Consider the following 12744-nt stretch of genomic DNA (forward strand, 5'->3'; position numbering starts at 1 on the left):
GCACCGGGTGCCCGATGTCCGGGGCGGTGGCGCGCCGGTTGGGCGGAGGGATGCCGCGCGTCCGGTGGGGGCCGGGGCCGTTGGTTCGCCGGGCCGGGGCGGGAGCGTGGGGGTGCGCCGTACCCCCCCGACAGAGAGGGGCGGATGGGTGGGAAGGCCCGGCTCAATGACAGGAGCACTCATGGACGTCGACGTCGGCAGCGGTGACCCCGCCTTCAGGGACGAGGCCCGGCACACGCGCTGGACCGCGCTGTGCACGCCGGGCGGTCCGCCGGCCACCGCCGGGCCGGGGCCGCGGGCCACGGGCGGCGCCTGCGAACTCCGCGACCACCGGCGCCCGTTCCTTCTCGACCCGGACGCCATCGTCTGCTGCGGCCCGGACGAGATCCGGCGCACCGTCGTCGCCGAGCGCGTGCTCGGCCTGCCCGAGGAGCCGAGGCGATGAGAGGCGTGGTGTTCGACGGCATGCGGACGCAGGTCGTCGACGACCTGGAGATACGCGAACCCGGTCCCGGCGAGGTCCTCGTCGCGATCGCCGCCGCCGGGCTGTGCCACAGCGACCTGTCGGTGATCGACGGAACGATCCCCTTCCCCTCCCCCGTCGTGCTCGGCCACGAGGGCGCGGGGGTCGTCGAGGCGGTCGGCCCCGGTGTCCGCCATGTCGCGCCCGGCGACCACGTCTGCCTGTCGACCCTCGCGAACTGCGGGACGTGCGCCGACTGCGACCGCGGACGCCCGACCATGTGCCGGCGTGCGATCGGCCGCCCCGGCCGGCCGTTCTCGCGCGGCGGCACGCCGGTGTTCCAGTTCGCCGCCGACTCCGCCTTCGCCGAGCGCACGGTCGTCAAGGCCGTGCAGGCGGTGAAAATCCCCGCCGACATCCCGCTGACCTCCGCCGCGCTCATCGGCTGCGCGGTCCTCACCGGCGTCGGCGCCGTGCTGAACCGGGCCGGGACCGGACGGGGCGAGACCGTCGTCGTGATCGGCGCCGGTGGCATCGGGCTCAACGTCGTCCAGGGCGCCCGGATCGCGGGCGCGTCCGCGATCGTCGCGGTCGACGCCAACCCGGCCAAGGAGGCCATGGCGCGCCGGTTCGGCGCGACGGACTTCCTCACCTCCACAGGCGCCGTGCGGGACGTCCTGCCGGCCGGCGCCGACCACGTCTTCGAGTGCGTCGGGAGCCCCGCGCTGGTCCGGCAGGCGATCGACCTCCTCGACCGGCGCGGGCAGGCGGTCCTGCTGGGCATGACCTCTCCCACGGCGGAGGCCGCGTTCCTGCCGGCGTCGCTGTTCCTCGACAAGTCGGTGCTCGGCTGCCGTTACGGGTCGTCGCGGCCGCAGCACGACATCGCGCTCTACGCCGAGCTGTACCGGCGGGGCGAGCTGCTGCTCGACGAACTCGTCACCGAGACCTACCCGATCGAGGACTTCGCGAAGGCGGCGGACGACGCACGCCACGGCCGGGTGGCGCGCGGGGTGCTGACGTTCTGAGCCGGAGGCGCCCCCGGCGCCCCCAGCTCAGGCGCCGACCGGCGGTGGGCGCAGAACCCGGTGCACAGCCCGCTCAGCCGCTCCCCGACCCCGCGCGGAACGTCCGGCGGTAGACCGTCGGAGGCACCCCCAGCGCCGCCTGGAGGTGCTGGCGCATCGACTGGGCCGTGCCGAAGCCCGCGTCCCGCGCGACCTGGTCCACCGACAGGTCCGTGGACTCCAGCAGGTGCCGGGCCCGTTCCACGCGCTGCTGGGTGATCCACTGGCCGGGGCTGACCCCGGCCTCCTCGCGGAAGCGGCGCGTGAAGGTCCGTACGGACATGGACTCCTGCGCGGCCATGTCGCGCAGCTGGATCGGCTCGTGGAGGCGGGCGAGCGCCCAGGCGCGGGCCGAGGTGGTGGTCGCCATCTGCGGTTCCGGCAGGGGGCGGTGGATGAACTGGGCCTGGCCGCCGTCCCGGTGCGGCGGGACCACCGTGCGGCGCGCGACCTCGTTGGCGACGGCCGTGCCGTGGTCGCGGCGAACGATGTGCAGGCACAGGTCGATCCCGGCCGCGACGCCCGCCGAGGTCAGCACGTCCCCGTCGTCGATGAACAGGACGTCGGCGTCGACCCGTACGGACGGGAACAGCCGCTGGAAGTGCTCGGCCGACGACCAGTGCGTGGTGGCGGGCCTGCCGTCGAGGTAGCCTCCCGCGGCGAGGACGTAGCCGCCGGTGCAGATCGAGACCATGCGGGTGCCCGGCCGGATGTACGCGAGGGCTGCGGCCAGCTCGTCGGTGAGGCGCCCTTCCTCGTAGACGGGCCCGAGCTCGTACGAGGCGGGGACCACGACCGTGTCGGCGGTGGCCAGCACCTCGGGGCCGTGCTCGACGGTCACCGCGAAGTCCGCGTCCGTCCGGACGGGGCCCGCGGTGAGACCGCACGTGAGGATCTCGTACAGGAGACGGCCCTCGGCGTCCCTGGCGCGGCCGAAGATGCGGTGCGGAATGCCCAGTTCGAAGGGGAGCAGCCCGGTCAGCGCCAGGACCACCACCCGATGCCTTCTCACCTCGCTCATTGGCCCGATCCTAGCGAATGCTGTCCTTCGGGCCACTCGTTGTGTGCGCTACGCATGTCGAAAGCTGGGTGACGTGACCCAGACAACCGACCTGCACACCGGCTCCCAGCAGCCCCTTCGCCGTCCTGCCCGTGTCCACCGCGCGTGGTTCGTCGCCGCCGTCACCTTCGTGACGATCATCGGCGCCGCCGCCTTCGCCTCCCTGCCCGGCCTGCTGATCGAGCCGCTGCACTCGGAGTTCGACTGGTCGCGCGGGACGATCGGGTTCGCCGTCTCGGTGAACCTCGCGCTGTACGGGCTCACCGCGCCGTTCGCCGCGGCGCTGATGGACCGGTTCGGCATCCGCCGGGTCGTCGCGGTCGCCCTCTCCGTGATCGCGGCGGGCTCCGTGCTCACGGTGCGGATGACCGAGCCGTGGCAGCTCGTCCTGTACTGGGGCATTCTCGTCGGCCTCGGCTCCGGCTCGATGGCGCTCGCCTTCGCCGCGACCGTCACCAACCGCTGGTTCGTCAAGCGGCGCGGCCTGGTCACCGGCATCCTCACCGCGGCGGGCGCGTCCGGGCAGCTGGTCTTCCTGCCCCTGCTCTCCTGGCTGGTGGAGCACCACGGCTGGCGGCCCGCGGCGGTCACCGTCGCGCTGGCGGCGCTCGCCGTCGTCCCGTTCGTATGGCTGCTGCTGCGCGACCACCCGGCCGACGTGGGCCTCGCGGCGTACGGCGCCGAGGGCTTCACGCCCAAGCCCGACCCGGTGCCGGGCGCGGCCCGCCGCGCGCTCACCGTCCTGTTCGAGGCGGCCCGCACCGGCCCGTTCTGGCTGCTCGCCGGCACCTTCGCGATCTGTGGCGCCTCGACGAACGGCCTGGTCAAGACCCACTTCGTGCCTGCGGCCCACGACCACGGCATGCCGATCACGGCGGCCGCTTCGCTGCTCGCCGTCATCGGCGTCTTCGACGTGGTCGGCACCATCGCCTCCGGCTGGTTCACGGACCGTTTCGAGGCACGCCGGCTGCTCGCCGTCTACTACGCGCTGCGCGGCGTCTCGCTCCTCTTCCTGCCGATGCTGCTGGCGCCGTCCGTGCACCCGCCGATGATCTTCTTCATCGTCTTCTACGGTCTGGACTGGGTGGCCACGGTTCCGCCGACCATCGCGCTGTGCCGCGAGCACTACGGCGAGGACAGCGCGATCGTCTTCGGCTGGGTCCTCGCCTCCCACCAGGTGGGCGCGGCGGCGGTGGCCTTCGCCGGGGGTGTGGCGCGCGACGTGTTCGGCTCGTACGACGTGGTCTGGTACGCCTCGGGGGCGCTGTGCGCCGCGGCGGCGCTGATGGCCCTCGTCATCCGCCGCAGGCCGCTGCCGACGCTGAAGCCCGCCGCGGGATAGGGAACCTGTCGCCGCGGGTCCCGGCGCCCGCGGCGACACTCGCCCCGTGGGCAGCCGCGCGGGAGTCCGGCGCGTTCCGGGCCCGGCCCGACGGCGGTGTGCGCTCAGCGGCGGCGCACCTCGACCATGAAGCAGCCGAAGTCCACGGCGCGCACATGGACCAGCGCCACGGCCGGGTCGGCGAACACGTCCCGCAGCATGCCGTCCTCCTCGGCGGCCCGCTCCTCGGGGACCTCGACGAGCGTGCCGCCGAGGATGCGCCCGTCGGCGCCGTAGGCGCGCAGGACCCGGCGCGCGCCGTGCAGTTCGGCCGGGTAGCCGGGGCCGGACGTCTGCCCCGCGCACTCCTCGGCGTGCACGAAGACGGGCCCGGTCTCGTCGTACGGGCCCGGGTCCGCGCCCGTCGCGGCCGCCCAGCGACGCAGCGGCGCGTACGCGACGAGGGCGATGCGCTCCCCGGCCTCGCTGTGCCGCAGGCAGCAGCGCAGCGGGGCGCCGCCCTCCGGGTCGGTGTACGGGCGTGGGACGAGCCCGGCGTCGTCGCGCTTGCGCAACTGCTTCAGTGCGGCGGGGGTGATGGCGAGAGCCTCGTAGTCGCTGTCCATGCGCCCCAGCATCGGGTGCGCACCCGCCTGTGCGCCGGCGGCATTCAGACGTCGAGCCGCCCGAACCGCCCCCGGTGGAACAGCAGCGGCATGGCGTCGCCGGGGGCGTCCAGCGCCTCGACCCGGCCCACCACGACGAGGTGGTCGCCGCCGGTGTGAACGGCCTGGACCGTGCAGTCGATCCACGCCGCCACGCCGTCGAGCAGCGGGGAGCCGGTCGCCGGGGCCGGGCGGTGCCCGACGCCCGCGAACTTGTCCGCGCCGCTCACCGCGAAGCCCCGGCACAGCGCCTCCTGGTCCTCGGCGAGGACGTTGACGCAGAAGACCCCGGCGCGGGCGATGCGCGGCCAGGTCGTGGAGGTGCGCCCGACCATGAAGACGACGAGCGGCGGGTCGAGCGACAGGGAGGCGAAGGACTGGCACGCGAACCCGGCGGGACCGTCCGCGTCGCACGCCGTGACGACGGTGACGCCGCTGGCGAAGCTTCCGAGCACCCGCCGGAACTCACGTCGGTCGACGCCGGCCCGCTCGTCCTCCCCGACGGCCCGCAGCCGCGGCGTCACCTCGTACGCCCCGGTCGATGCGGTCGCGGCCCCGACGGACCGGAGGTAGCGCACGGCGGTGGCGGCCATGGCCGCGTGTCCCATCATGCGCTCCATTGAACCTGACGGTTCGTCAGAAGAGAATGGCCGTTACGCCCTTCTCCGTGTGCACCGTGCGTCGGCTCGCGCGATCAAGGGGCTCGAACGTCACGCTGAGCCGTGCCCCGAGTGCGGCCGCCGGCCGTTCGGGCAAGGGCAACCCTCTGCCGCCCCTACCGCCCCTCGAACCGCGGCACCCGCCGCTCCCTGAAGCTCGTCACGCCCTCCGCCGCGTCCCGCGTCGTCATGGTGAGCTCCTGGGCCCACGCCTCCGCCGCGAACGACGTCGCCCGGTCCGTGTCCAGCGACGCGTTCACCAGCTGCTTCGTCAGGGTCAGTGCCCTCGTGGGGCCCGATGCCAGGCGGTTCGCCCAGGCGCGGGCCGTCTCCTCCAGGGAGTCCGCCGGGACCACCCGGTTCACCAGGCCGAGGCGCTCCGCGTCGTGCGCCGAAAGCGCGTCGCCGAAGAACATCAGCTCCTTCGTGCGCTGCGGGCCGATCAGGCGGGGGAGGAGGTAGGCCCCGCCGCCGTCGGGCACGAGCCCGCGCCGGACGAACACCTCGACGAAGCGCGCGTCCTGGGACGCCAGCACCAGGTCGCACGCCAGCGCCAGATGCGCCCCGATACCCGCCGCCGTCCCGTTCACCGCCGCGATCACCGGCTTCTCGCAGTCCAGTACGGCCCCGATCAGCCGCTGCGCGCCCCGCCGGATCAGCCGGGCCACGTCACCCGGCAGCCGGTCGCCGGCCGTCGCGGCCGACGGGCCGCGCAGGTCCGCCCCCGCGCAGAAGCCCCGCCCCGTGGCCGTCAGCACCACGGCCCGTACCGCAGGATCCTCGGACGCCGAGCCCAGCAGGCCGGTGATCCGCTCCCGCTGCTCCCACGTCACCGCGTTCATCGCCTCGGGCCGGTTCAGCGTGATCCACGAGACGCCGTCGGCGCACGCGTGCAGCACGTCCCGCGTCACCGGCACACCGCCAGCGCGTCCAGCGCCACCGCGCCCCGGCCCCGTGGGAGGACCATCAGCGGGTTGACGTCCAGCTCGGACAGCACCCCGCCCAGTTCCAGCGCCATCCGCTGCACCCGCAGCACCACCTCCACCAGCGCGTCCACATCCGACGGCGGGCCGCCGCGCACCCCCTCCAGCAGCGCGCGGCCGCGCAGTTCGGCGAGCATCGCGCGCGCCTGGTCCTCGCCGAACGGAGGGACGCGTACGGCCACGTCGTTGAGCACCTCCACCAGCACGCCCCCCAGCCCCACGGTCACCGTGGGCCCGAACAGCTCGTCCTGGGCGACGCCGACGACCATCTCCACGCCCCGTTCGACCATCTGGCACACCAGCACCCCGTCGAGCCCGATGCCCTCGTAGCGGGCGATGTCGGTCAGCTCGCGGTACGCGTCGCGCACCTGGCTCGCCGAGGTGAGCCCGATCCTGACCAGGCCCAGCTCGGTCTTGTGCGCGAGGCGCGGCGCGGACGCCTTCATCACGACCGGGTAGCCGACCAGGCCCGCCGCCCGCACGGCCCCGGCCGCGCTCGTCACCAGCTGCTCGCGCGGCACCCGGATCCCGTACGCCCGCAGCAGCTGCTTGGCCGCGTGCTCGCTCAGCTGCTCGCCCGGCCGCATCAGTGCCTGGGCCTTGCGGAACGACGGGGACGGGGTGCGCGGCGCCTCGTCGAACGGCGAGACGTACCCGGCGGTGAAGCGGTGGTGCGCCAGGTGGGCCCGTACGGCCGTGATGCAGTTGGCGAACGTGCGGAACGTCGCGACGCGCGAGGACCCGAGCAGGGTCGACCGGTACGCCTCCTCGGTGCCGACCGGCGACCCCCACACCACGCACACCAGCTTGTCCGTGGTCTCCGCGGCGTCCGCCAGGTCCTGCGCGAGCCGGTCGCTCATCGGAGGGAACGGGCCGGTGATCGGACAGATCAGCACCCCGATCGCGGGGTCGGCGAGAAGCGCGTCGATGATCTTCCGGCCCCGTTCGTCGCCGACGGGGTGGCCGCCGTTGTCGACCGGGTTCGCCACGTTCAGATACGGCGGTATCCACCGGTGCAGCTCGGCCTGCCGGGCCTCGGACAGCCGCGGGATGCGCAGGCCCGCGGCCGTCGCCAGATCCGCGAAGTGCGCGCCCGTGCCGCCGGATATCGCGTACACGGCGACCCCGTCGGCGACCGGGGTGCGGGCACGCGCCAGCAGGGCGGCGGTGTCCTGGAGTTCGTCGAGTCCGTCGACCCGGATCACGCCGTACTGGCGCATCGCCGCGTCCACCACCGCGTCCGTCCCGGTGAGCTTGCCGGTGTGCGAGGCGGCCGTGCGCGCGCCCGCCTCGGTGCGGCCCACCTTGACCGCGACGACCGGCACCCCGCGGCGCGCGGCGCGGTCGGCGGCGAGCAGGAAGGAACGCCCGTCCTTCAGCCCCTCCAGGTAGCACGCGATGGCCCCGACCTCCGGCTGCTCGGCGAAGTACGAGAGGAAGTCCGCGCACTCCAGGTCCGCCTCGTTTCCGGTGGGCGCCCAGTGGGAGAGGCGTACGCCGATTTCCTGGAGGGCGAACAGGGGCCGGCCCTGGTGCCCGGACTGGGTGATCAGCGCGACGGCCGGTCCTTCCAGGTCGTCGCGGAAGTGCTCGAAGGCGTTGAGGTTGGTGTTGGGTCCGAGCAGCCGGACGCCGGCTTCCTCGGCTGCCCGGGCGAGCCGCTCCTGGGCGGCCGCGCCCTCCGGGCCGGTCTCGGCGTATCCGGACGCGAAGGCCACGGCGAAGCGCGCCTTGGCCTCGGCCAGCTCCTCGACCACGGGCAGCGGGTCGGCGACCAGGAGGACGGCCAGGTCGACCGGTGCGGGCAGATCCCGTACGGAGCGCACGCAGGGGCGCCCGAAGACGGACGCGCGCGAGGGGTGGACGGGGTGCAGCCGTGCCCCGGCGCGCTCGGCCCATGCGACGAGCCGGCGGGTGATGCCGGCGTTCGGGCGGCCCTCGGCGTCGGACGCGCCGACGACGGCGACGGACGCGGGCCGGAAGAACCGGTCGAGGTCGGGCACGGGCGCGTACAGCGGCCGTCCGCTGACGTCCGTCCCGCCTGCCGCCGCGGTGACGGCGGCGGTTTCGTGGACGGCGTCCCCGGTCTGCTCGCCGCAGGCGACGACGCGCGCGCGGAGGTCGGAGGTGAGGGTGCCGTGAGTTGATCCGAGCATCGCTGGTCCCCGCTCCCGCTCGACGGTGCGGGCCTGTCGGCCCATAACTGACGCACAGTCAGATTAGCGAACTGACTGAGCGTCAGGAACCGCCCGTGCGGAAGCAGTGCCGGTCCGCTCCCTCGCCGCCGCTGCGCGAGGAGGGGTGCGCTCGCCCGTCGGCGTCCCGTCCCGCGACGCCGTGTGCAGACCGTCGAACGGTCCGAGGGCCCCTCGTGCGGGTCGACGGCCACGCCTCCGCCGGTCCCGGGTCCCCATGGTCAGGCCGTCGGCCTCGCGCGTGTGCGGGCCACCGCTCGCGCGATCCGATCCGCGTCCTTCGCCAGCTCCCGCAGCATCCCGCTGATCGGGTTCGTGAAGCCCGTGAAGTACAGGCCCGGCGCCTCGGACGGGCAGCGTCCGCCGCGCACCAGCGGGCGGCCGGTGGCGTCCAGTACGCCGAGATGGCCGACCATGCCCTCCAGGCCGCGCCGGTAGCCCGTGGCGGCGATCACCGCGTCCGCGGTCAGCCGGGTGCCGTCCGCGAGGACCACCTTGCGGTCGTCGAACGACTCCACCGCCGCGACCACGTCGACCCGGCCGGAACGCACCGCGTCGACCAGCCCCATGTCCAGGACCGGGGTCGCGCCGGCCCTCGCCCGCGCCTTCAGGCCGGTGTCCGGGCGCGGCAGACCGTGCTCCGAGAGGTCGGGCAGGGCCAGCCGGCACATCAGCGCGGTCGCGGGGTCCGTCAGCAGTGCCGGCAGGCGGCGCACGAGGATGCCCGTGCGCTGGGCGGGCCAGCCGGCCGTGGAGCGGGGCAGGATGTGCGGGACCGTGCGGATCGCGAGGCGGACGTGTGCGGCCCCGCCCGCCGCGAGGTCGACCGCTATCTCCGCGCCGGTGTTGCCCGCGCCCACGACCAGGACGTCCTTGCCGACGTAGGGCGCGGCGTCGCGGTACCGCGAGGCGTGGACCAGCCCGTCCCCGTACCCCTCCAGGCCCGGCCAGGAGGGCACGTGCGGGGTGTGGTTGTAGCCGGTGGCCACCACGACCGCGCGGCCGGTCAGTTCACGGCCGCCGCTCGCCCGCAGCAGCCAGCCCGCGTCCGCCCGCTCGACGCGGGACACCTCGACCCCCGTGACGACGTCCAGCTCGTGGTGCTCGGCGTACGTCTCCAGGTAGCGGACGACGTCGTCGCGCGCGACCCAGCGCCCGAACGAGCGCGGCATCGCGAGGCCCGGCAGTGAGGACAGTCCGCGGGTGGTGTGCAGGCGCAGGCGGTCGTAGTGGCCGCGCCAGGAGGCGCCGACGGAGCCGGACTTCTCCAGTACCACCGCCCGTACGCCGCGCCTGCGCAGCGCGGCCGCGGCGGCGAGTCCACCGGGGCCGCCGCCGACGACGTAGACGGGCCGGTCGTCCGTCAGGTCGATGACGCCCTTGATCCTGCCCATTTCGTCGGCCATGAACGGTGAGCGTAAATCTTCCGATTTATTGATGGGTATCAGTCAAGATCTCGTTCGGTTGCGAATGGGTCACGCCTGTGGAGGTCTTGCGCGCAGCGGCCCGATCCGCTCAACTGACGTATCGTCAGATTTCACTTCGGGGAGGGGACCGGCCATGCGGACCGTCTGGCTGACCGGCGCCGAATGGGCCGCCGTCCTGCGTATCGGTCTCGGCCTTTGGTGGCTGGAGAGCTGGCGCCACAAGGACCGGAAGAGCTGGTTCGAGCGCGGCACCGGCATCGCCTGGGCCGCCGGCGTCGCCCGGGAGCACCGCTGGCAGGCCGTGCGCACCGGCTTCGAGAAGGTGGTCGCCCCGCGCCCCAGGCTGATGGCGTACATCGTCGTGTACGCCGAACTCGCCCTCGGGCTGGGTCTGGTGAGCGGCCTGCTCACCCCGGTCGCCCTCGCCGGCGGGCTGATCCTCAACCTGCTCTACCTCGTGCTGATGATCCACGACTGGGCGGAGCAGGGGCAGAACGCCATGATGGCGCTCGCCTCCGTCGTCGCCCTGTTCACCGTGTCCTGGCAGACCTGGTCCCTCGACCGCGCGATCGGTCTCCTTCCGTGACCGCCACCCCCGAAGCAGACGACTTCACCCGCCCCTTCTGGGAGGCGGCCGCGGCCGGGACCCTGCTGATCCGCCGCTGCGACGACTGCGGCAGGGCGCACCACTACCCACGCGAGTTCTGCCCGCGCTGCTGGAGCGAGAACGTCGTCTGGGAGCGGGCGAGCGGGCGGGCCGTGCTCCACACCTGGTCCGTCGTCCACCGCAACGACCTGCCGCCGTTCGGCGACCGGCTCCCGTACACCGCCGCCGTCGTCGAACTCGCCGAAGGGCCACGGATGATGACCGAGGTCGTCGCCTGCGCGGCGGCGGACCTCGCCGTCGGGATGCGGCTGGTCGTGGCGTTCCGCACGGGGGAGGACGGTGTCACGGTCCCGGTCTTCCGGCCGGCGTGAGGGTCACGGCCAGAGCAGCTCCCGCTCCCAGCCGTACTCGGTGCGCCGGTACCGCAGCCGTACGTGCCTGCGCCGGGCGTCCCCCTGGAAGAACTCGGCCTCGCGCGGCCGAAGGACGTACAGCGTCCAGGTCGGCACGGGCGCGTCCGGCTCCGCCTCGGCCCGCTCCCACGCGGCCTGCGACGCCCGCGCCAGCTCGGCCTGCGAGGACAGCACCTCGCTCTGGCGCCCGGTGAGCGCGGCGGCGAGCGCTCCCGTCGAGCGGGCGTGCAGATCGGCCTGCCCCTCCGTCGCCGAGGCCGCGGTGACCGTGCCGCGCACCCTCACCTGGCGGCCCTGCCCGGCCCAGTAGAAGCCGAGCGCGGCCGTCGGACGGGCGGCCAGCTGCCGGCCCTTGGCGCTCGTGGAGTGCGAGGCGAAGTGCCAGCCGCGCGCGTCGGCGTCGTGCAGCATCAGCGTCCGCAGATCGGGGCGGCCCTCGTCGTCCACGGTCGCGAGCGTCATCGTGTGGGGTTCGCGCTGCCCGGCCGCGACGGCCTCGGCGAACCAGCGGTGGAACAGTTCCAGCGGTGTGTCCGGTGCCGCGTCCGGGTCGAAGGAGGGCAGGGACGGCACGTCCCACACGCGCTGGGCGCGCAGGAGGGCCCGGAACGTCTCCTGGCGGGCGGTCTGGTCGTCGCTCATGGGGGTCATTCAACGCCGCCACGGCGCGGGGCCTGTCCACGGGTCCCGGCGACCCGCGGCGGGACACGTCACGACCGCCCCAGCACCACCGTCCCCGACGCGCAGAACCAGCCCCCGGTCCCGGACGCCACCGCCAGCCGGGGCGCCGCTCCTTCCGCACCGCGGACCTGGTGCGCCCCTGCCTCGCCGCGCAGCTGGCGCACCGCCTCCACCAGCAGGAACAGGCCCCGCATTCCGGGGTGGCACGCCGACAGTCCGCCGCCGTCCGTGTTCACCGGAAGCCCCCCGTCCCGCAGCAGCCGGCCCTTCTCCACGAACGCGCCGCCCTCGCCCTTCGCGCAGAAGCCCAGGTCCTCCAGCGTCACCAGCGTCATGTACGTGAAGGCGTCGTAGATCTCGGCGATGTCGATCTCGGCGGGCCGCACCCCGGCCCGCTCGAAGGCGAGCCGGCCGCTCACCGCGGCCGGCGAGACGGTGAAGTCGTCCCACTCCGACATCGTGGTGTGCGAGACGTGCTCGCCGGTGCCGAGGATCCACACCGGTTCCTTCGCCGTGTCCGGCACGTACTCCTCCGCGGCGAGCAGCACCGCGCAGCCTCCGTCGCTGCGGATGCAGCAGTGCAGCTTGGTGAACGGGTCCGCGATCACCGGTCCGCCCAGCACGTCGTCCACGGTGATCGGGTCGCGGAACATGGCGTCCGGGTTCGCGGCGGCGTTCGCACGGGCCTGGACGGCGACCTCGGCGAGCTGCTCCAGGGTCGTGCCGTACCGGTGCATGTGGCGGCGGGCGGCCATCGCGTACTTGGCGACCAGCGTGTGCCCGTACGGCACCTCGAACTGCAGCGGGCCGCGTGCCCCGAAGGAGAGGTCGGAGGTCCGTCGGCCCGCCCTGATGTCGGCCCGGGCCGTCGATCCGTAGACGAGGAGGACCGCGTTCGCGTGCCCTGCGGCGATCGCGTCGGCCGCGTGCGCGGCCATGACCTCCCAGGTCGCGCCGCCGACCGCCGTGGAGTCCACCCAGGTCGGGCGCAGGCCCAGGTATTCCGCGACGTCGATCGGTGCCAGCGTGCCGAGACCGGCCGAGCACAGGCCGTCGACGACGGACCGGTCGAGGCCGCAATCGGCGAGCGCGCGCCGCGCGGCCTGGGCGTGGAGGGCGTAGGGGGTGGGGCCGTCGACGCGGCCGCAGTCCGAGAGGGATATGCCGACGACGGCGACTTTGCGCGGTGGGGAAGGCATGCAT

The 12744-nt window shown here is 74.2% G+C and carries 13 protein-coding genes; 5 read left to right on the forward strand and 8 right to left on the reverse strand.

Translation table 11 applies throughout. The annotated features are described in order from the left end of the window. Nucleotides 1-181 precede the first annotated feature (181 nt). Complete coding sequence (locus AB0K02_RS04250) at nt 182-445, forward strand: hypothetical protein (protein WP_365990814.1); 264 nt, start codon at nt 182-184, stop codon at nt 443-445. Next, nucleotides 442-1491, forward strand: a complete 1050-nt coding sequence (locus AB0K02_RS04255; protein WP_365990815.1) for a Zn-dependent alcohol dehydrogenase — start codon at nt 442-444, stop codon at nt 1489-1491. The genes AB0K02_RS04250 and AB0K02_RS04255 overlap by 4 nt, the downstream gene beginning before the upstream one ends. Before the next feature lie 73 nt (nt 1492-1564). Here the strand turns inward: AB0K02_RS04255 and AB0K02_RS04260 are convergent, their stop codons facing one another. Then, entirely contained in the window at nt 1565-2551 is a 987-nt protein-coding gene (locus AB0K02_RS04260) for a helix-turn-helix domain-containing protein (protein WP_365990816.1), read from the reverse strand. 73 nt (nt 2552-2624) lie between these two features. On the opposite strand from AB0K02_RS04260, the gene AB0K02_RS04265 reads away from it, so the two are divergent. Then, on the forward strand, nt 2625-3932 hold the full coding sequence (locus AB0K02_RS04265) for an MFS transporter (protein WP_365990817.1): 1308 nt from the start codon (nt 2625-2627) through the stop codon (nt 3930-3932). A 104-nt stretch (nt 3933-4036) separates the two neighbouring features. Here the strand turns inward: AB0K02_RS04265 and AB0K02_RS04270 are convergent, their stop codons facing one another. From AB0K02_RS04270 to AB0K02_RS04290, 5 genes are all read right to left on the reverse strand, one after another. Continuing rightward, nucleotides 4037-4537: a DUF1203 domain-containing protein gene (locus tag AB0K02_RS04270; RefSeq protein ID WP_365990818.1), complete on the reverse strand. Its 501-nt coding sequence runs from the start codon at nt 4535-4537 to the stop codon at nt 4037-4039. Nucleotides 4538-4581: 44 nt separating this feature from the next. Next, nucleotides 4582-5169, reverse strand: a complete 588-nt coding sequence (locus tag AB0K02_RS04275; RefSeq protein ID WP_365991012.1) for a flavin reductase family protein — start codon at nt 5167-5169, stop codon at nt 4582-4584. Between the two features lie 182 nt (nt 5170-5351). Continuing rightward, nucleotides 5352-6077 carry an enoyl-CoA hydratase-related protein gene (locus AB0K02_RS04280; protein ID WP_365991013.1) on the reverse strand — a complete coding sequence of 242 codons (726 nt, stop codon included), beginning with the start codon at nt 6075-6077 and terminating at the stop codon, nt 5352-5354. Nucleotides 6078-6142: 65 nt separating this feature from the next. Continuing rightward, nucleotides 6143-8374: an acetate--CoA ligase family protein gene (locus AB0K02_RS04285; RefSeq protein ID WP_365990819.1), complete on the reverse strand. Its 2232-nt coding sequence runs from the start codon at nt 8372-8374 to the stop codon at nt 6143-6145. A gap of 260 nt (nt 8375-8634) precedes the next feature. Beyond that, on the reverse strand, nt 8635-9819 hold the full coding sequence (locus tag AB0K02_RS04290; RefSeq protein ID WP_365990820.1) for an NAD(P)/FAD-dependent oxidoreductase: 1185 nt from the start codon (nt 9817-9819) through the stop codon (nt 8635-8637). A gap of 154 nt (nt 9820-9973) precedes the next feature. On the opposite strand from AB0K02_RS04290, the gene AB0K02_RS04295 reads away from it, so the two are divergent. Together AB0K02_RS04295 and AB0K02_RS04300 are read left to right on the forward strand one after the other, a co-directional pair. Continuing rightward, a complete protein-coding gene (locus AB0K02_RS04295; RefSeq protein ID WP_365990821.1) occupies nt 9974-10426 on the forward strand; it encodes a DoxX family membrane protein in 453 nt (150 codons plus the stop codon). Further along, complete coding sequence (locus AB0K02_RS04300; protein ID WP_365990822.1) at nt 10423-10818, forward strand: Zn-ribbon domain-containing OB-fold protein; 396 nt, start codon at nt 10423-10425, stop codon at nt 10816-10818. The genes AB0K02_RS04295 and AB0K02_RS04300 overlap by 4 nt, the downstream gene beginning before the upstream one ends. 3 nt (nt 10819-10821) lie before the next feature. Here AB0K02_RS04300 and AB0K02_RS04305 read toward each other — a convergent pair whose 3' ends face one another. After that, nucleotides 10822-11502: a pyridoxal 5'-phosphate synthase gene (locus AB0K02_RS04305; RefSeq protein WP_365990823.1), complete on the reverse strand. Its 681-nt coding sequence runs from the start codon at nt 11500-11502 to the stop codon at nt 10822-10824. Nucleotides 11503-11570: 68 nt separating this feature from the next. Beyond that, entirely contained in the window at nt 11571-12740 is a 1170-nt protein-coding gene (locus AB0K02_RS04310) for an acetyl-CoA acetyltransferase (RefSeq protein WP_365990824.1), read from the reverse strand. Nucleotides 12741-12744: the final 4 nt, after the last annotated feature.

The sequence above is a fragment of the Streptomyces sp. NPDC049597 genome (assembly GCF_040675505.1).
Taxonomy (GTDB): Bacteria; Actinomycetota; Actinomycetes; order Streptomycetales; family Streptomycetaceae; genus Streptomyces.